Origin of the sequence: Variovorax sp. J22R115, assembly GCF_030317005.1 — a bacterium.
Classification (GTDB): domain Bacteria; phylum Pseudomonadota; class Gammaproteobacteria; order Burkholderiales; family Burkholderiaceae_C; genus Variovorax.
The window spans coordinates 41,829-60,893 of the sequence record NZ_JASZYM010000018.1 but is presented as its reverse complement, the minus strand read 5'-3'; the positions used below and the strand labels follow the sequence as shown (position 1 = coordinate 60,893).

General features: G+C 65.3%; 18 protein-coding genes. 9 read left to right on the top strand and 9 right to left on the bottom strand.

Annotated elements, in window-relative coordinates; genetic code table 11:
• Window positions 1-7: 7 nt before the first annotated feature.
• Window positions 8-532, bottom strand: a complete 525-nt coding sequence (locus QTI04_RS27570) for an acyloxyacyl hydrolase (protein ID WP_286618355.1) — start codon at window positions 530-532, stop codon at window positions 8-10.
• A gap of 167 nt (window positions 533-699) precedes the next feature.
• On the opposite strand from QTI04_RS27570, the gene QTI04_RS27565 reads away from it, so the two are divergent.
• Window positions 700-1,239, top strand: a complete 540-nt coding sequence (locus tag QTI04_RS27565) for a polyhydroxyalkanoate granule-associated phasin (RefSeq protein WP_286618353.1) — start codon at window positions 700-702, stop codon at window positions 1,237-1,239.
• A 192-nt stretch (window positions 1,240-1,431) separates the two neighbouring features.
• On the opposite strand, the gene QTI04_RS27560 is transcribed toward QTI04_RS27565, so the two are convergent.
• The 3 genes from QTI04_RS27560 to QTI04_RS27550 all read right to left on the bottom strand — a co-directional run bounded on the left by QTI04_RS27560 (window position 1,432) and on the right by QTI04_RS27550 (window position 3,755).
• Window positions 1,432-2,613 carry a metallophosphoesterase gene (locus QTI04_RS27560; protein ID WP_286618352.1) on the bottom strand — a complete coding sequence of 394 codons (1,182 nt, stop codon included), beginning with the start codon at window positions 2,611-2,613 and terminating at the stop codon, window positions 1,432-1,434.
• Window positions 2,614-2,713: 100 nt separating this feature from the next.
• Window positions 2,714-3,175 (bottom strand): hypothetical protein, encoded by a 462-nt coding sequence (locus QTI04_RS27555; protein ID WP_286618351.1) that lies wholly within the window; start codon window positions 3,173-3,175, stop codon window positions 2,714-2,716.
• Window positions 3,176-3,260: 85 nt separating this feature from the next.
• Window positions 3,261-3,755, bottom strand: coding sequence for a hypothetical protein (locus tag QTI04_RS27550; RefSeq protein ID WP_286600468.1), 495 nt, complete (start codon window positions 3,753-3,755; stop codon window positions 3,261-3,263).
• A 281-nt stretch (window positions 3,756-4,036) separates the two neighbouring features.
• Between QTI04_RS27550 and QTI04_RS27545 the strand changes: the two genes are divergently transcribed.
• Window positions 4,037-5,272 carry an MFS transporter gene (locus QTI04_RS27545; protein WP_286618350.1) on the top strand — a complete coding sequence of 412 codons (1,236 nt, stop codon included), beginning with the start codon at window positions 4,037-4,039 and terminating at the stop codon, window positions 5,270-5,272.
• Here QTI04_RS27545 and QTI04_RS27540 read toward each other — a convergent pair.
• From QTI04_RS27540 to dnaA, 4 genes are all read right to left on the bottom strand, one after another.
• Complete coding sequence (locus QTI04_RS27540) at window positions 5,261-5,506, bottom strand: c-type cytochrome (protein WP_336621909.1); 246 nt, start codon at window positions 5,504-5,506, stop codon at window positions 5,261-5,263. The genes QTI04_RS27545 and QTI04_RS27540 overlap by 12 nt on opposite strands.
• Before the next feature lie 121 nt (window positions 5,507-5,627).
• Complete coding sequence (gyrB, locus tag QTI04_RS27535; protein ID WP_286618347.1) at window positions 5,628-8,246, bottom strand: DNA topoisomerase (ATP-hydrolyzing) subunit B; 2,619 nt, start codon at window positions 8,244-8,246, stop codon at window positions 5,628-5,630.
• Window positions 8,247-8,380: 134 nt separating this feature from the next.
• Window positions 8,381-9,487: a DNA polymerase III subunit beta gene (gene dnaN / locus QTI04_RS27530; RefSeq protein WP_286600464.1), complete on the bottom strand. Its 1,107-nt coding sequence runs from the start codon at window positions 9,485-9,487 to the stop codon at window positions 8,381-8,383.
• A gap of 269 nt (window positions 9,488-9,756) precedes the next feature.
• Entirely contained in the window at window positions 9,757-11,136 is a 1,380-nt protein-coding gene (gene dnaA, locus QTI04_RS27525; RefSeq protein ID WP_286600463.1) for a chromosomal replication initiator protein DnaA, read from the bottom strand.
• Between the two features lie 274 nt (window positions 11,137-11,410).
• Between dnaA and rpmH the strand changes: the two genes are divergently transcribed.
• The 7 genes from rpmH to QTI04_RS27490 all read left to right on the top strand — a co-directional run bounded on the left by rpmH (window position 11,411) and on the right by QTI04_RS27490 (window position 17,050).
• Window positions 11,411-11,545, top strand: coding sequence for a 50S ribosomal protein L34 (rpmH, locus tag QTI04_RS27520; protein WP_007834827.1), 135 nt, complete (start codon window positions 11,411-11,413; stop codon window positions 11,543-11,545).
• Between the two features lie 73 nt (window positions 11,546-11,618).
• Window positions 11,619-12,008 (top strand): ribonuclease P protein component, encoded by a 390-nt coding sequence (locus QTI04_RS27515; protein ID WP_286600462.1) that lies wholly within the window; start codon window positions 11,619-11,621, stop codon window positions 12,006-12,008.
• Window positions 12,005-12,295, top strand: coding sequence for a membrane protein insertion efficiency factor YidD (yidD, locus tag QTI04_RS27510; RefSeq protein ID WP_286600461.1), 291 nt, complete (start codon window positions 12,005-12,007; stop codon window positions 12,293-12,295). Before QTI04_RS27515 ends, yidD begins: the two co-directional genes overlap by 4 nt.
• On the top strand, window positions 12,292-14,034 hold the full coding sequence (gene yidC / locus QTI04_RS27505) for a membrane protein insertase YidC (protein WP_286600460.1): 1,743 nt from the start codon (window positions 12,292-12,294) through the stop codon (window positions 14,032-14,034). Before yidD ends, yidC begins: the two co-directional genes overlap by 4 nt.
• A gap of 69 nt (window positions 14,035-14,103) precedes the next feature.
• Entirely contained in the window at window positions 14,104-15,510 is a 1,407-nt protein-coding gene (mnmE, locus tag QTI04_RS27500) for a tRNA uridine-5-carboxymethylaminomethyl(34) synthesis GTPase MnmE (RefSeq protein ID WP_286600459.1), read from the top strand.
• A gap of 82 nt (window positions 15,511-15,592) precedes the next feature.
• Entirely contained in the window at window positions 15,593-16,060 is a 468-nt protein-coding gene (locus QTI04_RS27495; RefSeq protein ID WP_286600799.1) for a cyclic nucleotide-binding domain-containing protein, read from the top strand.
• 132 nt (window positions 16,061-16,192) lie between these two features.
• Window positions 16,193-17,050: a hypothetical protein gene (locus QTI04_RS27490; RefSeq protein ID WP_286618345.1), complete on the top strand. Its 858-nt coding sequence runs from the start codon at window positions 16,193-16,195 to the stop codon at window positions 17,048-17,050.
• A 16-nt stretch (window positions 17,051-17,066) separates the two neighbouring features.
• Here the strand turns inward: QTI04_RS27490 and QTI04_RS27485 are convergent, their stop codons facing one another.
• Window positions 17,067-19,052: a monovalent cation:proton antiporter family protein gene (locus QTI04_RS27485; RefSeq protein WP_286600454.1), complete on the bottom strand. Its 1,986-nt coding sequence runs from the start codon at window positions 19,050-19,052 to the stop codon at window positions 17,067-17,069.
• Window positions 19,053-19,065: the final 13 nt, after the last annotated feature.

Sequence of the window (19,065 nt, the reverse complement as noted above, 5' to 3'; positions counted from 1 at the left end):
AGCGAACTCAGAAGCGATAAAGGTAGCGCACTCGATAGAAGTTCTCGCCGGGGTTCGGCTCCTTGATACCGGCGTTCGAAAAGTGCTGGACACGAAAGGACAGTTCGTGTTCTCCCTGCGGTCCGAAGTTGCGCCCCACGCCCACTTGTTCAGTGAACTGGAAAGTGGTGCTGAACTCGCGGCTGGCGGTGCGATAGATGCTGTCCATCACCGTGCCGCCGACGCCGGCCTCGACGAACCAGGGGGATGCCCCCTGGTCGAAGCGCCAGCGCCAATTGGCAATGACGCCGGCTTGCGTGTAACTGTCCTTCTCGAGCCTGCTGGGCACGGGCGCGCGCCACGTGCTCAGGAAGAAATCCCAGTAGAAAGTCAGCGCACCCGGCGGGACCCCAGGCTCTCGATGGCTCCAGGGTACGACGATGCCGGCGGTGACCGAAGACGTGTTGCCCTCGGTATGCGGAGCCTCGCCTCCTTCGAGATAGACGCCGAGCGCCTGATCCGCGGGGTGAGCAACGGCGGCGACCGAGAACAACAGGCAGCCCGTGCAAAGGAGCGCCTTCGAGCAGGACGATGAGTTGGACATTCGACTTTGCCTGCGCAAGGTTAGTTATTTGTAACAAGCTCTCTAGCTTTGGTCCCCGCTCAAAGTTGGCAGTCGCCGCATCGAAAACTAGGACTGCATCACCAATCGATGTTGCAGTGCAGCAAAGAGCACGCCAGGCGCCTATAGTCCCTTCCATGACTCCCAGCTTCTCTTCCCCGCGCTTCTTCAACCCGCTCATGTTGTGGGCGGACGTCGTAGTCAAGACCAACGAGATGCTCCTGTCATCCGGCTCCGTCATCCAGATGCGCACCGAGCGCATCGCGAAAGCGGGCCTGTCTCCCAGTGATGGCGATATTGCCGAATTTCAGCTCATGGGTCACGAAAAACTCGCGGCCGTGGGCGAATCCGGTGCCGCCATGGCGAATCAGCTTCACACCACCCAGTTCACGCTCATCCAGCGCGTGGTCAAACACTGGCTCGGCGGTGGCGTGGCCCTCTTCTCGCTTGCCACGAGCACAACGCCAGCGCAAGCCATGACGCATGCCGAAGCCTTCGGCACGGCCGCCACGCGCTCCGCCGCCGCGGTGAGCCAGTTGAGCAGCGCCAGTGCGCGCATCGTGCAACGGGGCCTCAAGCCCATCCACGCCAAGGCGACTTCGAACGCGCGCCGGTTGGCCCTGACGCAAGAAACCTGATGCCGCGGCGCGGGCCCGGGCCCGCGCCAGAAGAAATCGTCGACTCACAAGCTTCGCGTATCGCGAGGCTTGCCAGCCTTGGCGCATGCGGATTTCCGAACGCGCCCATCGAGCCGGCGAGACCGTGCATGCGCTGCGCCACTACGATGCGCTCAACGAGCGCGCAGCGCGCAACATCAAGCCGGCCTGAGCTCAGCTCGCCGCCACCAAGCGCAGCAAGGTGATCTCCGACGGTGCGCCGAAGCGCTTCGGTGGCCCCCAGTAGCCGGTGCCCCGGCTCGTATAGACCCACATGTCGCGCAGCTTGTGCAGCCCCGCGGTGAAGGGCTGCTGCAGCGGCACGAACAGATTCCACGGAAAGAACTGGCCGCCGTGCGTATGGCCCGACAACTGCAGGTGGTAGCCGGCATCGGCTGCGGCGGGCGCGCTGCGCGGCTGGTGCGCCAGCAGTACTCGCGTGTGCACCAGCGGGGGCGCGTCGTGCAGCGCACCGTGCGGATCGCTCGCGTGCGCCGCATCGAAATGCACTGCGGTGTAGTCGGTGACGCCGGCCACCACGAGGGCGCTTTCCAACACCTCCTCGTCGGTCTGCGCGCCCTTCACATTGCGCGTCTGGAGCACCACGTGCTCGTTGAGCAGCACGCGCAGGCCGAGCCGGCGCAATTCGGCGATCCACGCATGCGCGCCAGCGTAGTACTCGTGGTTGCCCGTCACCACGAAGGTACCGTGCCGCGCGCGAAGCCCCGCGAGGGGTGCGATGTGCTCGCGGAGTTCCTGCACCGTGCCGTCGACCAGGTCGCCCGTGATCGCGACCATGTCGGCACCGAGCTCATTGACCGCATCGACGATGCGCTGGATGTAGCCGCGCTTGATCGTCTGCCCGACGTGGATGTCGCTGAGCTGTGCGATCGTGAAGCCATCCAGCGCCGAAGGCAGGTTACGGATCGGCACGTCGACGCGCACCACGCCAGCCGTGCGCCGTGCGTTGAGGAAGCCGACCAGCGTGATCGCCGTGGCCAGCAGCGGCGCCGCGGCGGCGCTGGCGACCCGCCAACGCGGCCAGTCGATCGTCATGCCGAGCGCAAGCGATGCCAGCGACGCCAGCAACAGGCCCGCATCGCGCACCAGCGTGAGGCCGAACATCGACGAGAACCAGCCCATGCTCAGCAAGCCGATCCATTTCCATCCGTCAGCGAACTGGCGGCGCCCGGAGCGCGCGCCGACGAATGGCAGGGGCATGGTCACGGCCGACACAACCAGCGCTGCCAGCAGCAGCCACCAGCCGCCCGCCGAGGCCGTCAGCGAAGGCAGCAGCCGCAGTCCGATATAGACGTGCAGCAAGGCGGTGAGAACGATCAGGGGACGAAGCGGCATCGGGGCCTTGAGGACGGGCACGCGCCCGGACACACCATGTGCGAGCGATACGCTCGACATTCAAGGTGCATGCCACCCTGACGGCGCCTAATTTTGGTCCTCAGGACTGCGCGCTGACGCTCGTCCCCGCCGGCCACACAAAAAGTGCGCGCGTGCCGCTGCCCGCGAGGATCTCCACCTGCTGCCTCAGGGTCTGCCCCGCGAGCGTGGCTTCGACTTCATAGCGGCCCGGGTCGAGACGCGCCACCATGAACGGACCATCGGCGACAACGCGGCTCAGCACCGGCTCGCCAGCGGAATTTCGCACCGTCACCAGCACAACGCCTGCGAAATCCGAGCGCTTGCTGTCCCGGATCGAGAACTCGAAAGTGGCCGGCCATCGAGGGGCGACCGTCTCCATCAACTCAGCCTCGTCGCTGCTGGCGCCGCCGCTCATGTATTCGACGCCATTCGCCATGTGAATGGGCGGGTTGTAGACGGCATGCGCCGACCATGCACCGAAAAGTGACGCGCTGCCGATGGCGAAGGCAGCTGCGGGCTGCCAGATCCGCTGAGTTCTCATCGCTGTGTCCTTTGCTCGAAGGGGCGTGAAGAGTTCACGCGACCACTATCCGCAGCAAGTCTTAGGAGAACCTGATCTGGAAGGCTCAGTCCCCGGTTTGGACCGAAGCCTGTTGCTCGGGCCGAGGCAGGCCCATCGTCGCGGCGAAATCGACATTCGACGGCCACACGAAGACCGCTTTGGAGGCCATGCCGTTGAACACCACCAGCGGCTGCCTGAGCGTGACGCCGCCCATCGAGGCCTCGACCTCGTAGGCGCCGGGTTCGAGCCGCGCGAGCATGAAGGGCGCGCCAGTCGAGGCTTCCATGATCGGCCTGCCCGTGTACCGCTCGCGCACCGAAACCTTCACGTCGGAGGGGAAGTTGCCGGGCTTCGCCCGGCTGACACCGAACTCGAGCGTGGCGGCCCAGCGTGGCGAGACGGTCTGCATGAAGGCGGCCTCTTCGCTGCTTTTTCCGCCGCACATGTACTCGATGCCCTGGGCTGTCTGGATGGGCGGGTTGGTCAGCGCATGGGCTGGGGCGAGTGCGCCAAAGATCGCCAGGGCCGCCACGGGCCCCCAAAACCGGATCGGGTTCATGCTGTGCTGTCCTCTTGCTCGAAAGTGGCGTCTGGCCGCCGCTGATTTTGCTTAGCAAGAGTCGGGCTAGGAATAGCGTTTACGCGGATTCTCGACGCGCCGCGCAGCCGGCGGTATCGAAAAACGCATAAGCAACGGCGTTTTCCAATTGTTGGCAAAGCGGAAATTGAGATGTTCCCGGAGCGTCCTTCGCAACCGTCGATCCGCCTCCAAACTCCGTGCCTCCCCAACGAAGCCGCCGGCGCATGTGCCGCCAGCGGCCTTTTCCAGGACGACCTTCGATGAACGCACCCTGCACGACCTGCGCCGATGCGCTGCCACCCCGAATCGAAATCACCCACACGCCGCGATCCGCCTGGCTCGCGGTCGGCTCCATCGCTGTCGGCACCTTCGCCATGGTCACGACCGAATTCCTGCCGATCGGACTGCTGACCGACATCGGGAGCGGCCTCCAGGTGTCCGACGGGACGGCCGGCCTCATGGTCACGATGCCGGGCGTGCTCGCCGCCTTCGCGGGGCCGGCATTGATCGTCGCCTCTGGCCGGCTCGACCGGCGCACCGTGATGGTGTGGCTCACCGCGCTGCTGGTGGCGTCGAACCTGCTCGCCGCCTTTGCACCCAACTTCGCCACCATGCTTGTCGCCCGCCTTCTCCTGGGCCTGTGCGTCGGCGGCTTCTGGACCTTCGCGCCGAGCGCCGCCACTCAATTGGTGCCGGCGGCCTCACAGGCGCGGGCCATGTCGCTCGTGCTCGCAGGCATTTCGGTCGCCACCGTGTTCGGCGTGCCAGCTGGCGCGCTGGTCGGCAACATTGCCGGCTGGCGCGCGGCCTTCGGCGTGACCGGCCTGCTGGCGGCCGGCGTGCTGCTGGTGCAGATGTGGTTGCTGCCCGCGATGCCGCCGGCCCGTGCCATCCAGCCGCGCGACCTGCTCACGCCGCTGACGCGACGCATGGCACAGGTCGGGCTGCTGACCGTGCTCTTCCTCATCGCCGGGCACTTCGGGGCTTACACGTACCTCAAGCCGCTGCTGCAGCAAGTGTTCGGCCTCGGCCCGGGCGCCGTGACGGCGTTGCTGCTGACCTACGGCGCGGCCGGCTTCGTCGGCACCTTCATCGGCGGAAGCCTCGTGGCGCGCAGCGTGCGCACCGCGACGCTGCTGGCGGCCATGCTGTTGGCGGTGGCGCTGTTGCTGTCGACCTTGCTCGGTACCGGCTTCATGGCAGGCGGCGCCGTGGTCGCCATCTGGGGTGTGGCCTTCGGGCTGATCCCGGTCGCCCTCACCGGTTGGATGCTGGAGGCCGTGCCCGACGCACCCGAGGCCGGACAAGCGCTGCTCGTGAGCGGATTCCAGGTGGCGATTGCTTCGGGCGCCCTGCTTGGCGGCGTCACCGTCGACGCCTACGGCATCTCGAACACCATGATGCTGAGCGGAGCGCTCGTGCTGGTGGCTGCGGCGATCGTGGCCGCGCTGGGTCGTGCACCAGGCGGGGTGTCGCTGGCTGCTTCAGGGCGGTGAGGGCTGCGAGAGAACCCATTCGGCCAGCGCCTTGGCGTCCGAATCGGTGACCTTGAATTGCCGCGGCATGATGACGCGGCCCCAGGATCCGACACTGCCATTGCGGATCCTGGTGGCGAGTTGGGCGGGCGCGGACGGGTCGTTGCGATAACGCGCCGCAATCTGCGCAAAGCCCGGCCCGACCTGTTTGCGGACCAGGCCGTGGCAGGAGATGCAGCCGTAGTCCTGGCTCAACGCTTGTGCCTCGGACGCGGCAAATCCTGCGGCCGGACACAACAGTAGAGCCGTGGCGACAGCTCGGGCAAGGCGCAAGCCCATTGCCTGCAGTTCCGGCCACATCGCTGGCGACCGCAACCTACACGTCGATATTCGCCGCCCGCAACGCGTTCTGCTCGATGAACTCCCGCCGCGGCTCCACCTCGTCGCCCATCAGCATCGTGAACACGCGGTCCGCCTCGATCGCGTCGTCGATCTGCACGCGCAGCAGGCGCCGCACGTTGGGGTCCATGGTCGTCTCCCAAAGCTGCTCGGGGTTCATCTCGCCCAGCCCCTTGTAGCGCTGGCGCGCCGTCGCGTTCTCGGCTTGGCCGATGAGCCAGCGCATGGCTTCGCGGAAATCGCTGACCTTTTCTTCCTTGGCCCTCTCGCCTTCGCCACGCTTGACGACGGCACCCTCGCCGAGCAGGTCGCGGAAGGTCTTGGCTGCTTCGGCCAGCGCGGCGTAGTCGGCGCCGTGCACGAAGTCCTGCGTGAGCACGCTGCTCTTGATGTTGCCGTGGTGTCGGCGGCTGATGCGCAGCAGCGGCTTGTCGGTGCGCGCGTCGAACTCGCTCGACACATCCGCCGGTGCGCCGGTGGTGTTCAGCTCGCGCAGCTTGTTCTGCAACGCGACGGCCGAGGCCTCGGCGCTGGGCGTGGTGTCGAGGTCGAGCGAAACGCCATCGGCGATCGCGCGCAAGGCCGCAGCGTCGAGGAACACGCCCAGGCGCGCGATGACGGCCTCGGCCAGCTGGTGCTTGCGCGCGAGCTCGGCCAGCGCGTCGCCGCTGAGCATGGTGGGGTTGGCGCCGCCGGTCATGACGCTGGCGTCCTTGAGCGCGACCTTCAGCAGGAAGGCGTCGAGCGCCGGGCCGTCCTTGAGGTACTGCTCTTCCTTGCCGACCTTCACCTTGTAGAGCGGTGGCTGCGCGATGTAGATGTGACCGCGCTCGACCAGTTCCGGCATCTGCCGGTAGAAGAAGGTCAGCAGCAGCGTGCGGATGTGCGCGCCGTCCACGTCGGCGTCGGTCATGATGATGATGCGGTGGTAGCGCAGCTTGGCGACGTTGAAGTCGTCCGCGCCGCCGCCCGAGGTCGTCGCGCCCGCGCGGCCGATGCCGGTGCCGAGCGCGGTGATCATGGTCAGGATTTCGTTGCTGGTCAGCAGCTTTTCGTAGCGCGCTTTCTCGACGTTCAGGATCTTGCCGCGCAGCGGCAGGATGGCCTGGAACTTCCGGTCGCGGCCCTGCTTGGCGGACCCGCCGGCGGAGTCACCCTCCACCAGGTAAACCTCGCACAGTGCCGGGTCCTTTTCCTGGCAGTCGGCCAGCTTGCCCGGCAGGCCCATGCCATCGAGGACGCCCTTGCGGCGCGTCATTTCGCGCGCCTTGCGGGCGGCTTCGCGCGCGCGGGCGGCTTCGACGATCTTGCCGCAGATGATCTTCGCGTCGTTCGGCCGTTCCTGCAGGTAGTCGGAGAGCAGTCGACCGACGATGTCCTCGACCGGGGCGCGCACTTCGCTCGACACCAGCTTGTCCTTGGTCTGGCTGGAGAACTTGGGCTCGGGCACCTTCACGCTCAGCACGCAGCACAGGCCTTCGCGCATGTCGTCGCCGGTAACTTCGACCTTGGCCTTCTTGGCGAACTCGTTCTCTTCGATGTACTTGTTGATGACCCGGGTCATCGCGGCACGCAGGCCGGTCAAGTGGGTCCCGCCATCGCGCTGCGGGATGTTGTTGGTGAAGCACAGCACCTGCTCGTTGTAGCCGCTGTTCCACTGCATCGCGACCTCGACGCCGATGTGCGTGCCGGGAATGCCGCCGTAGGTATCGGCCGGCTTCTCTCCCATCGCGTAGAACACATTCGGGTGCAGGACCGTCTTGCCCTTGTTGATGAACTCGACGAAGCCCTTGACGCCGCCAGCGCCCGAGAAGTCGTCTTCCTTGCCCGTGCGCTCATCGATCAGCCGGATGCGCACGCCGTTGTTCAGGAAGCTCAGCTCGCGCAGGCGCTTGCTCAGGATTTCATAGTGGAAATCGGCGTTCTCCTTGAAGATTTCCGTGTCGGGCAGGAAGTGCACTTCAGTGCCGCGCTTCTCGGTCTCGCCCGTCACCTTCATCGGCGACACTTCGACGCCGTTGACCACATCGACGATGCGGTTCTGCACGAAGCCCTTGCTGAACTCCAGCGTGTGCACCTTGCCTTCGCGGCGCACCGTGAGGCGCAGCATCTTGCTGAGCGCGTTCACGCAGCTCACGCCCACGCCGTGCAGGCCGCCGGAGACCTTGTAGCTGTTCTGGTTGAACTTGCCGCCCGCGTGCAGTTCGGTGAGCGCGATTTCCGCCGCCGAGCGCTTCGGCTCGTGCTTGTCGTCCATCTTGACGCCGGTCGGGATGCCGCGGCCGTTGTCGGTGACGGAGATCGAGTTGTCGGTGTGAATCGTCACGACGATGTCGTCGCAATAGCCCGCCAGCGCTTCGTCGATCGAGTTGTCGACCACCTCGAACACCAGGTGGTGCAGGCCCGTGCCGTCGGACGTGTCGCCGATGTACATGCCCGGCCGTTTGCGAACCGCTTCGAGCCCTTCGAGGATCGTGATGGAGCCCTCGCCATAGGACGTATCGGCCGGCGTCACCTCGATCGGAATCGCGCTGTCGATTTCGGGTGTGTAGACCGGCTCGGTGTGTGGCACGTCCGGCTTGTTGTCTTCGCTCATCAGAATCTTTCTCTCTCGGCAGCAGGAGCTACCGCAATTTCAGGAATACCGCGGATCCGGCTCCGCCGGTCCGCAGGTATTGCCCCCTGCAAGGGGGTGGGCGGCCACACGAAGTGGGCAAGCCTGGGGGTGTGCTAAATCCTCATGGGCATGACGACGTACTTGAACGATGCGTTCTCGGGAATCGTCATCAGCACCGAGCTGTTGGAATCGGCGAAGTCCATCTTCACCATGTCCTGGCTCATGTTGGCGAGCGCGTCGATCAGGTAGGTCACGTTGAAGCCGATCTCGATAGCGTCGCCGCCGTAGTCGATGTCGAGCTCATCTTGCGCTTCTTCCTGCTCGGCGTTGTTCGACGCGATGCGCAGCGTGCCGGGCTCGATGTTGAGCCGCACGCCCTTGAACTTCTCGCTGGTCAGGATCGCTGTGCGCTGCAGGCTGGCCAGCAGCGGCGCGCGACCCAGCGTCACGGTGTTCTTGTGGTTCTTGGGGATCACGCGGTTGTAGTCGGGGAACTTGCCCTCGACCAGCTTGGTGACGAACTCCATGCCGCCGAAGCTGAACTTGGCCTGGTTGTTCGCGAACTGCATCTCGATCGCGCCTTCGGCATCGGACAGCAGGCGCTGCATTTCGAGCACCGTCTTGCGCGGCAGGATGACTTCCTGGCGCGGCACTTCAACGTCGAGCGTGGCGGAGGCAAAGGCCAAGCGGTGCCCGTCGGTCGCCACCAGGCTCAACTGCTTACCTTCGGCCACGAACAGGATGCCGTTGAGGTAGTAGCGGATGTCGTGCACCGCCATCGCGAAGGACACCTGGCCCAGCAGGTCCTTGAGCGTCTTCTGCGGCACGCTGAACACGGGGCCGAAGTTGGCCGACTCCTGCACCAGGGGAAAGTCCTCGGCCGGTAGCGACTGCAGCGTGAACCGGCTCTTGCCGCCCTTGAGCACCAGCTTGCTCGCGCTCGATTCGAGGCTGACCGTCTGGTCGGAGGGCATGGTGCGCAGGATGTCGATCAGCTTACGCGCGCCGATGGTCGTCGTGAAATTGCCTTCATCGCCGCCCAGTTCGGCGTGCGTACGAATCTGGATCTCGAGGTCGCTGGTGGTGAGCTGAAGCTGCCCGCCGGTCTTGCGGATGAGCACGTTGGCCAGGATGGGCAGCGTGTGGCGCCGCTCCACGATACCTGCCACCGACTGCAGCGCGCCGAGGATTTTGTCTTGTGTTGCCTTCAAAACGATCATGTCTTACCTCTTCCTTTATTTCTTTAATTCAAATTAGTAGTAGTAGATAAGGGACGCGCTGCCCTGTGGACAGGGTGATTTTCCGCTTTCGTGACAGGCACTTGCGGGGTCCGGCAGGCTGTGCGCAGCCGCGCTTTCGTGCTGTCGCGGCGGCGCGAACAACTTCGGATCGCGCGCCGGGCCTGTGGACAAGCCCTGCCTTGTGCCAGAACTGCTCACAGAGTTGTCCTTTGACAGCGATTGGCGAATCTGCGTAGCGCCTTCATCCATCAGCCCTTGAGCGTCTGCTCCAGCACGTGCAGTTGCTGGTTGAGTTCGGTGAGTTGCTGGCGCTCACCCGAGATCTTCCGGACCGCATGCAAGACCGTGGTGTGGTCGCGACCGCCGAAGAGTTCACCGATTTCCGGCAGGCTCTTCTGGGTCAGCTCCTTGGCCAGGTACATCGCGATCTGGCGCGGCCGGGCGATCGAGGCCGGGCGCTTCTTCGAGTACATGTCGGCGACCTTGATCTTGTAATAGTCGGCGACGGTCTTCTGAATGTTCTCGACCGAGATCTGCCGGTTCTGGATCGACAGCAGGTCGCGCAGCGCCTCGCGCGCCAGGGCGATCGAGATCTCCTTCTGGTTGAAGCGCGAGTACGCGAGGATCTTGCGCAGCGCGCCTTCGAGTTCGCGCACGTTGGAACGCACGTTCTTCGCGACGAAGAAGGCGACTTCCTCGGGCATCTCGGCGCTCTCCGCGCGCGCCTTGTTGATAAGGATGGCGACGCGCATCTCGAGCTCGGGCGGTTCGATCGCGACCGTCAGGCCCGAGTCGAAGCGCGACACCAGGCGCTCGTGGATGTCGGCCAGCCCCTTCGGATAGGTGTCGCTCGTCATGACGATGTGCGACTTCTTCGCGAGCAGGGCCTCGAAGGCGTTGAAGAACTCTTCCTGCGTCCGATCCTTGTTCGCGAAGAACTGGACGTCGTCGATCAGCAGCAGATCGAGCGAGTGGTAGCGCTCCTTGAACTCGTCGAAAGTCTTGCGCTGATAGGCTTTGACCACATCGGATACAAATTGCTCCGCGTGGATGTAGAGAACTTTCGAATCGGGCCGATCTGCCAGCAGCCGATTGCCCACCGCGTGCATCAGGTGGGTCTTGCCCAGACCGACGCCGCCGTAGATGAACAAGGGGTTGTAAAGATGCCCCGGCATGCCCGCCACGTGCATGGCCGCCGCGCGTGCCATGCGGTTGGCGGTGCCCTCCACGAGCGTGTCGAAAGTGAGCCCCGAGTTCAGGCGATTCTTGAACGCCGCAGCGGCCACGTCCTCGCCTTGACTGACCATTTCGCGCGGCACGTCGGACTCGGAAACAACGGCCATCGATACAGGCCTGTTAACGATTTCCCGAGGAGCGAGCGCTAACTCAATGAGGACCGGCTGGCCATAGAGCTTCTCCGCCATGGCGGCAATCTTGCCGGCGTACTGGGCCCGGATCCAGTCGAGCTTGAAACGGTTGGCCACGAAGACCGTGACCCGCGAAAGATCGTCCGCGACCTTGGCAGTCAGCGGCTTGATCCATGTGTTGAACTGCTGTTCGGACAACTCCTGCGCGAGTTGCTCGACGCAGGCCTGCCAAAGGCTGTCACCGACGCCGTCACCCGGCATGGGTGCTCTGAAAAGTGGTTTGTCCCTCGGCCATTTGTCGTGTTCGTGTTGTGGATAGTCGCACCCGCGATGCGCCCTGGATTCTAACTTGTCAAAAACTTATCCACACCATTTCAACGGATGCAGAAAGGGTGCGGAAGATGTCCGGGATTGTCGACTGCCCGAATATTTGCGATAATCGCGGGTTTCCCTGAAAGCCTCTTTGTGTGTTTCGGGGTATCTCGGATCTCGCCGGGGAAAACTGCCGGCCAGCCGGTGAATCAGGAAAACCATCATGAAACGCACTTACCAAGCATCCAAAGTCCGCCGCGCCCGTACCCACGGCTTTCTGGTCCGCATGAAGACCCGCGGCGGCCGTGCCGTCATCAACGCACGCCGCGCCAAGGGCCGCAAGCGCCTCGCCGTCTAACGGCACGCCGGCGCCGTTGCCAGTCCTGTCGCAAGCGCCATCACACCCTGACGGCGCCTTGCGGTTGGCTTCCATGCAGCGGCTCAAGACCCGCGCGCAATTCCAGGCCGTACTCGCAGGTGCCACCGTGGCGCGCACAGCCCACTTTGCACTGCACCGTTGCGCGCTGGACGCTCCGTCCGGCGCCGCACCCCTGTTCGAGAAGCAGGACGTGTGGCTCGGAGCCATGGTTCCCAAACGCTGGGCCCGCCGCGCGGTCACCCGCAACGCGATCAAACGCCAGATCTATACCGTGAGCGCAGCCGCGTCCGAAGCTTCGTTGCCGCAGGCCGCGCACGTCGTGCGCCTGCGCGCGGGTTTCGATCGCAAGGAATTCGTGAGCGCAACGTCCGACAAACTCAAGGCCGCCGTCAGGGCCGAACTGCTGCAATTGCTGCAGCGGGCCGCCACGGCGCGCGCATGATGCAGCGCCTGCTGATCGGCCTCGTGAAGGCATACCGACTGCTGCTGAGTCCCTGGCTCGGCCAAGCGTGCCGTTTCGAGCCCACCTGTTCCGTCTATGCCATCGCCGCGCTCGAACAGCACGGCGCGGCAACCGGCAGCTATCTCACGCTGCGCCGGATCGCCCGATGCCAGCCCTGGTGCGAAGGCGGCCATGATCCGGTCCCCCCGAAGGCACAGCGCTCGACCCCGCGAGCGGGTTCGCTCTTTGCCTTTCTCTCTTCCGACGACAAGAAGTCTTCTTCATGAACGATATCCGCCGCACCATCCTGTGGGTGATTTTTGGTTTCTCGCTGGTGCTGCTGTGGGACCAATGGCAGGTCTACAACGGCCACAAGCCGACTTTCCTGCCTTCGACCCAGACGGCCGCGCCCGCCAACCAGCCGGTCGCGCCGGCTGCGACGTCCGCCAGCGGCGTCCCTGCCGCTGCCGCTCCTGCCAGCGGCTCCGTGCCCGCGCAAGGTGCGGCCCCGGCCATCGGCGAAAAGGTGACCGTTTCCACTGACGTCTTCAAGGCGGTGATCGACGGCGAGGGCGGGACGCTGTCGGAATTGCAGTTGCTGAAGTTCCTTGACCAGACCAACAACCACGGGCTGGTCGAATGGGCGCGGCGCCTGGTCGGCCTCCCCGTCGCGGAAAACGAAGTCCGCCCCGTCACCCTGATGGAAAACGGCTCGCCCGCAACCCGCTACGTCGCCCAGACCGGCCTGCTGAATACCATCGACACCGGCGATCGTTTCCCCAATCACCTGACCTTGATGACCGCGCGTCCCGGGCCGCGCCAGCTGGCCGATGGCCAGAATACGCTGGAAGTGGCCTTCGAGTCGCAGCCCGTGGGCGGCCTGAAATACGTCAAGACCTACGTGTTCCAGCGCGGCGACTACTCGATCCACGTCAAGCACCAGATCGTCAACGTCAGCGACCAGCCGCGCGACGCGCAGCTCTACCTGCAGTTCGTTCGCCACGGCACGGTCGCGGCGGGCACCATGTTCGGCACCAACACCTTCACCGGTCCGGCCATCTACACGGAACAGAAGAAGTTCCAGAAGATCGAGTTCTCGGCCATCGCCAAGGGCAAGGTCGAGTTGCCGGCGCCCGCCAACGACGGCTGGGTGGCGATGGTCCAGCACTACTTCGTGTCGGCATGGCTGCTCAATGTGCCGGGGAGCGACGCCATCAAGCGCGAGTTCCGCGTGGCCGATCTCGGCAACAACCTGTTCTCGGTCGCGATGGTGCTCCAGGTGCCGAAGCTGGCCCCCGGCGCGGCGCACACCATCGAGAGCAACCTGTTTGCCGGTCCCGAGGAAGAAAAGAAGCTGGAAGCCATCGCACCCGGCCTCGACCTCGTCAAGGACTACGGCATCTTCGCGATCATCTCCAAGCCGCTGTACTGGCTGCTGAACCAACTGCACGGCATCCTCGGCAACTGGGGCTGGTCGATCGTGGCCCTGGTGGTCCTGCTGAAGGCCGCCTTCTACTGGCTCAATGCCAAGGCCTACGCCAGCATGGCCAAGATGAAGGCCATCAATCCGAAGATCATGGAAATGCGCGAGCGGCTCAAGGACAAGCCGCAGGAGATGCAGCAGGAGATGATGCGCATCTATCGCGAGGAAAAGGTCAATCCGATGGGCGGCTGCTTCCCCATCGTGATCCAGATCCCCGTGTTCATCGCGCTGTACTGGGTGCTTCTGTCGTCCGTCGAAATGCGCCACGCACCATGGATTCTCTGGATCCAGGATCTCTCGGCACCGGACCCCTGGTTCATCCTGCCGGTCGTGATGACCGCGACCTCACTGTTCCAGACCTGGCTCAACCCCACGCCGCCGGACCCGATGCAGGCCAAGCTGATGTGGATCATGCCGCTGGCCTTCAGCGTGATGTTCATCTTCTTCCCGGCGGGCCTGGTGCTGTACTGGATCACCAACAACGTGCTGTCGATCGCGCAGCAGTGGTTCATCAACAAGCGCCTCGGCGTGCTTGGCAAGTAGTAGACGTCTTCCCTCACGTCTTGACGAAGGGCCGCGAAAGCGGCCCTTTTTGCTGAAAGAATCCCCTTCATGCTCGCGCGCACCACCGATCCGATCGTTGCCATCGCCACGGCTTCCGGCCGCGGCGCCGTCGGGATCGTGCGAGTGTCCGGCGTGCGGATGGCGCCTCTCATCGCCGCGATCTGCGGGCGCGCGCTGAAACCGCGCGAGGCCTCCTACCTGCCCTTTCGTGATGCGCTGGGCGCGCCCATCGACCACGGGCTGGCTATCCACTTTCCGGCACCCCACTCCTTCACCGGGGAAGACGTGTTCGAGCTACAGGCGCACGGCGGCACGGTGGTGCTGCAACTGCTGCTCGCGCGCTGCCTGGAGGCGGCCGAGGAAGTCGACCTCGCCACCGGCCAGCCCCGCCTCGCCGGACTGCGCGTGGCTGAGCCAGGAGAGTTCAGCCAACGCGCCTTCCTCAACGGGAAGATCGACCTGGCCCAGGCCGAGGCGATTGCCGACCTGATCGACGCCAGCACCGAGGCCGCGGCCCGAAGCGCCGGCCGATCGCTGTCAGGCGCGTTCTCGCAGGAAATCCACACCCTGCTCGACGCGCTCGTGCGCCTGCGGATGCTGGTCGAAGCCACCCTCGACTTCCCCGACGAGGAAATCGACTTTCTCCAGGAAGCCGATGCGATCGGCCAGCTGGCGGCGCTGAAGGTTCAGCTGGACGCGGTGCAGCAGCGCGCGCGCCAGGGTGCGCTGTTGCGGGAAGGCATCAAGGTCGTGATCGCGGGGCAACCCAACGCGGGCAAGAGCTCCCTGCTCAACGCGCTGGCCGGCGCCGAGCTGGCGATCGTGAGTTCCATCGCAGGCACCACACGGGACGTGGTGTCACAGACCATCCAGATCCATGGCGTGCCCCTCCACGTAGTCGACACGGCGGGCCTGCGCGACAGCGTCGACGAGGTCGAGCAGATCGGCATTGCTCGCGCCTGGGGGCAGATCGAAGGTGCGGACGCGGTGCTGTTTCTCCACGACCTGACGCGCGCGGCACTGGTCGACTACGCGCAAGCCGACGAGGAGATCGCGCGCCTGCTGGCGACCAAGTTGCCGGCCAGCGTCCCCGTGATCGACATCTGGAGCAAGTTCGACGCGGCCCCCGGCGCGAATCCGGGCGCCGGAATCAGCCTGTCCGCCAAGACCGGTTTCGGCATCGAGGCGCTACGGTGCCGGCTGCTGGAAGTAGCGGGATGGCAATCGGTCCCCGAAGGCGTCTACCTCGCCAGGGCGCGCCATGTGCAGGCGCTGACGCGCGTCGATCACCACGTTGCCGCGGCCGCGGAGCATCTGGCTGCGCGCGCCCAATCCCTGGACCTGCTGGCCGAAGAGTTGCGGCTTGCGCAGAACGCGCTCAATGAAATCACCGGCGAATTCGGCGCCGACGATCTGCTGGGCGTGATCTTTTCCCGCTTCTGTATTGGCAAATAGTTGAGAATGTGAATTTGTGTGATATGTGTCACCGCTCATTTGCGGTTTCGCAGATACTCGCACCACAGCAGGGCTTACATTGATGTCATCCAGCATTCAGGATCTTTGCCGCGCCATCGCGCAAAACACCAGCTATGACGCCTTTGCGCCGGCGTTCAATGCGCAGCAGTGGGAAACGCTGGCCAGCTACCTGCAGCCCTTCGACCTGTCGGCGGGCCAAGTGCTGATCGACCAGGGTGCCAACGACCGCACCTTGTTCTTCATCGAAAGCGGTGCGCTCAGCGTCCATCTGATCGGTGACAGGGGCCAGATGCAATTGGCGATCCTCAACCCCGGATCGGTGGTCGGCGAAGGTGCGTTCTTCTCCCGTCTGCCGCGTTCCGCCAACGTGGTGGCGACCGGCTCGGCCCGCGTCTGGCGGCTTACCGCCATCCGATTTGCCGAAATGTCGAACCGCCAGCCGAATCTCGCCCTTGAACTCACCATGGGTCTGGGCGCCGTCATCGCCAGACGCATGGTGAACAAACCCAAGCGGGTCGCGGTAACCTGACGCCCGGCCTGTATCGCCGAGGCAGGTTTCAGATCGTTCGAAGGGCTCAAGATGGCCGTGGTGTGCGCCGAGTGCAGAACCGCCAACCGGGGTGACAGCAAGTTCTGCAAGGGCTGCGGGCGGCGGTTGAGCTTGACTCTCCCTGTTCCCCTGCCGATCCCCATGTCCGCCGCGGCACCCGTCGCGAGACTGCCAAACGTCGATGACGAATGGCCCGCGACGCAGCGCATGGCGTATCAGGCCGATGCCGCCGCGGAGCGCTTCAACCCTCTCGTTCCGCCGCTGGCGGCGGGCGAAGGCATCGCGATGCGCCGCTCCCGGAACGGGTCGGCGCATCCGGTCATGGGCCCGTCGTCTTCCGCGATCCCCTCCCGAACCATTCGCCGCTCCGCATCGCGCTCCTCCCGTTCGCCGAGACCTGCCGACAAGCGGGCGTCGGTCGCGCGTCGGCTCGGCGCGTGGAGCGTGCTGATTGCCGTCGTGCTTCTCGTCGCGGTCGGTTGGGGATACGTCTACAACTCCCGCAACTCGGCTGTGCCGGCAGTGGCGAAGGAGTTCGCGACCCCAGTTCCCATCGAACCGGTGGTGCCGGCCCCCGTTGAAACGGCGGCGTCACCGCCCGTCGTGCAAGTGGCCGAGCCGGTTCAGCTCGCGCCGACGCTTCCTCCGGTGGCCGAGACACCGCCTGCCGAGACGGTGAAGCCCGTCGTCGCGGCGGCGCCGAAGGCTCGCAAACGAACGCCTGGAGTGGCCGTCGCAGCGCCACCCCCCGAGGCACCCGCGCCGGAACCTGCACCTCCACCTGCGCCGCAGCCAGTGGCGCTCGCGACGCCGCAATCGCACTGCGCAGGCTTGAACTTCTTCGCGCGCGCCCAATGCATGGCGGCGCAGTGCGCCAAGGCGGACTACAGGGTGCATGCGCAATGCGAAGCCGTCCGCCGTCAGCAGCAGATCGACGAAGAGAGGCGCAACCCGACGCTGCTCAATTGATCCGCCTGTCCGCGGATCAGCCCTTCTGCAGCTTCTCGATCGCCATGGCCAGCGCGCCGGGCTTGCCTGACAGCACCAGCGTATCGCCGTCCGCCAGCACCGTGTCGTCGGTCGCATCGGCCGCCTTGCCATCGCGGCGGCGCAGGCTCGCGACCCGCACCCCCAGGGCTTGAAGCGCAAGCCGCGCCAGCGGCTGGCCGATGGCCCGGGCACCGTCCGAAAGCGTAAAGGTGTTGAGCCGCTCGTGGTCGAGTTCGTCGGCGTTGTCGTCATCGGCGCCGTGAAAATAGCCGCGCAGCAGGTTGTAGCGGGCGTCCCGCTGGTCCTGCACCACGCGGATCACGCGCCGCATCGGCACGCCGACCAGCGCGAGGGCATGGCTTGCGAGCATCAGCGAACCCTCGATCGCCTCGGGCACGACCTCGGTCGCGCCGGCCGCCTGCAGTTTCTCGAGGTCACGATCGTCCTGGGTGCGCACAATCACCGGCACCTGCGGCGCGTGCGCCCGCGTGTTGGCCAGCACCTTGAGGGCGCCCGGCACGTCCTGGTAAGTGACGACCACCGCGCTGGCGCGCGCGAGGCCGGCCGCCATCAGCGCCTGCAGGCGCGCGGCGTCGCCGAACACGACCGAGTCGCCTGCCGCGGTGGCCTGCCGGACTCGATCCGGGTCCAGGTCCAGCGCCAGGTAAGGGATGCCTTCGCGCTCCAGCACGCGGGCGAGGTTCTGCCCGCAGCGCCCGTAGCCGCAGATGATCACGTGCTGGGCGGTATTGATCGTCTTGCGCGCGATCGTCGTCATCTGGAGCGACTGCTGCAGCCAGTCGCTCGCCACCAGCTTCCGAACGATGCGGTTGCTGTACATGATGATGAAAGGCGTCGACAGCATCGATAGCACCATCGAAGCCAGGACCGGATTCACCAGCCACGCCGGGAGCAGATCCTTCCCCTGAGCCAGGGCCAGCAGCACAAAGCCGAACTCCCCCGCCTGCGCGAGGTAGAGGCCGGTGCGCAGCGAGACGCCGGTGGTCGCGCCAAGCCAGCGGGCCAGCACCGTCACCAGCACCAACTTGAAGGTCAGCGGCAGCAACAGCAGCACGGCGACCAGCAGCCAGCGGTCGACGACGATGTGCCAGTCGAGCGACATCCCGATCGTGATGAAGAAAAGCCCCAGCAGCACGTCGTGAAAGGGCCGGATGTCCGTCTCCACCTGGTGCTTGAACTCGGTCTCCGACACCAACATGCCGGCCACGAAGGCGCCCAGCGCCAGGCTCAAGCCCGCCAGTTCGGTGAGCCACGCCAACCCCAGCGTGACCAGCAGCAGGTTGAGCATGAACAACTCCTCGCTGCGGCGGCGCGCGACCAGCGTGAGCCACCAGCGCATCACGCGCGGCCCGCCGTAGAGCAGGACCGCAATCAGGAACGTGGCCTTCAGCAGAGCGAAACCCAGCGCCTTCAGCAGGGTTTCCGGCGGCGCGCCGAGTGCGGGAATCAGCACCAGCAACGGCACCACGGCAAGATCCTGGAACAGCAGCACGCCCATCACGCGCTTGCCGTGCTCGCTGTCGAGTTCGAGGCGCTCCGCCATCAGCTTCACGACGATCGCGGTGCTGCTCATCGTGAGCGCGCCGGACAGCACGAAAGCGGTCTTCCATCCCAGGCGCCAGTTCGGCGGCAGCCAGTGGGCGATCAGCAATGCGCCGGCCGTCGCGATCGAGATGGTCAGCATCACCTGCAGCAGGCCCAGGCCGAAGACGTGCTTGCGCATGGTGCGCAGCTTGGGCAGGCTGAATTCCAGACCGATCACGAACATCAGGAAAACGACGCCGAACTCGCCCAGGTGCTGGATGCCTTCGGAGTTCTGGGCAAGAGCGAACGCATGCGGTCCGATCAGCACGCCGGCCGACAGATAGCCCAGCATCGGCGGCAGCTTGAAGTAGCGGCAGACGACCACGCCGATCACCGCGGCCAGCAGGTACATCAGCGTGAGATCGAGTGAGGACATGCGCGATGCTACT

Bases quoted from the DNA above. Each gene is read 5' to 3' on its own strand.
- QTI04_RS27560 (WP_286618352.1), bottom strand. From the start codon at position 2,613: ATGCCGCTTCGTCCCCTGATCGTTCTCACCGCCTTGCTGCACGTCTAT.
- QTI04_RS27555 (WP_286618351.1), bottom strand. From the start codon at position 3,175: ATGAGAACTCAGCGGATCTGGCAGCCCGCAGCTGCCTTCGCCATCGGC.
- QTI04_RS27550 (WP_286600468.1), bottom strand. From the start codon at position 3,755: ATGAACCCGATCCGGTTTTGGGGGCCCGTGGCGGCCCTGGCGATCTTT.
- QTI04_RS27545 (WP_286618350.1), top strand. From the start codon at position 4,037: ATGAACGCACCCTGCACGACCTGCGCCGATGCGCTGCCACCCCGAATC.
- gyrB (WP_286618347.1), bottom strand. From the start codon at position 8,246: ATGAGCGAAGACAACAAGCCGGACGTGCCACACACCGAGCCGGTCTAC.
- dnaN (WP_286600464.1), bottom strand. From the start codon at position 9,487: ATGATCGTTTTGAAGGCAACACAAGACAAAATCCTCGGCGCGCTGCAG.
- dnaA (WP_286600463.1), bottom strand. From the start codon at position 11,136: ATGCCGGGTGACGGCGTCGGTGACAGCCTTTGGCAGGCCTGCGTCGAG.
- rpmH (WP_007834827.1), top strand. From the start codon at position 11,411: ATGAAACGCACTTACCAAGCATCCAAAGTCCGCCGCGCCCGTACCCAC.
- QTI04_RS27515 (WP_286600462.1), top strand. From the start codon at position 11,619: ATGCAGCGGCTCAAGACCCGCGCGCAATTCCAGGCCGTACTCGCAGGT.
- yidD (WP_286600461.1), top strand. From the start codon at position 12,005: ATGATGCAGCGCCTGCTGATCGGCCTCGTGAAGGCATACCGACTGCTG.
- yidC (WP_286600460.1), top strand. From the start codon at position 12,292: ATGAACGATATCCGCCGCACCATCCTGTGGGTGATTTTTGGTTTCTCG.
- mnmE (WP_286600459.1), top strand. From the start codon at position 14,104: ATGCTCGCGCGCACCACCGATCCGATCGTTGCCATCGCCACGGCTTCC.
- QTI04_RS27495 (WP_286600799.1), top strand. From the start codon at position 15,593: ATGTCATCCAGCATTCAGGATCTTTGCCGCGCCATCGCGCAAAACACC.
- QTI04_RS27485 (WP_286600454.1), bottom strand. From the start codon at position 19,052: ATGTCCTCACTCGATCTCACGCTGATGTACCTGCTGGCCGCGGTGATC.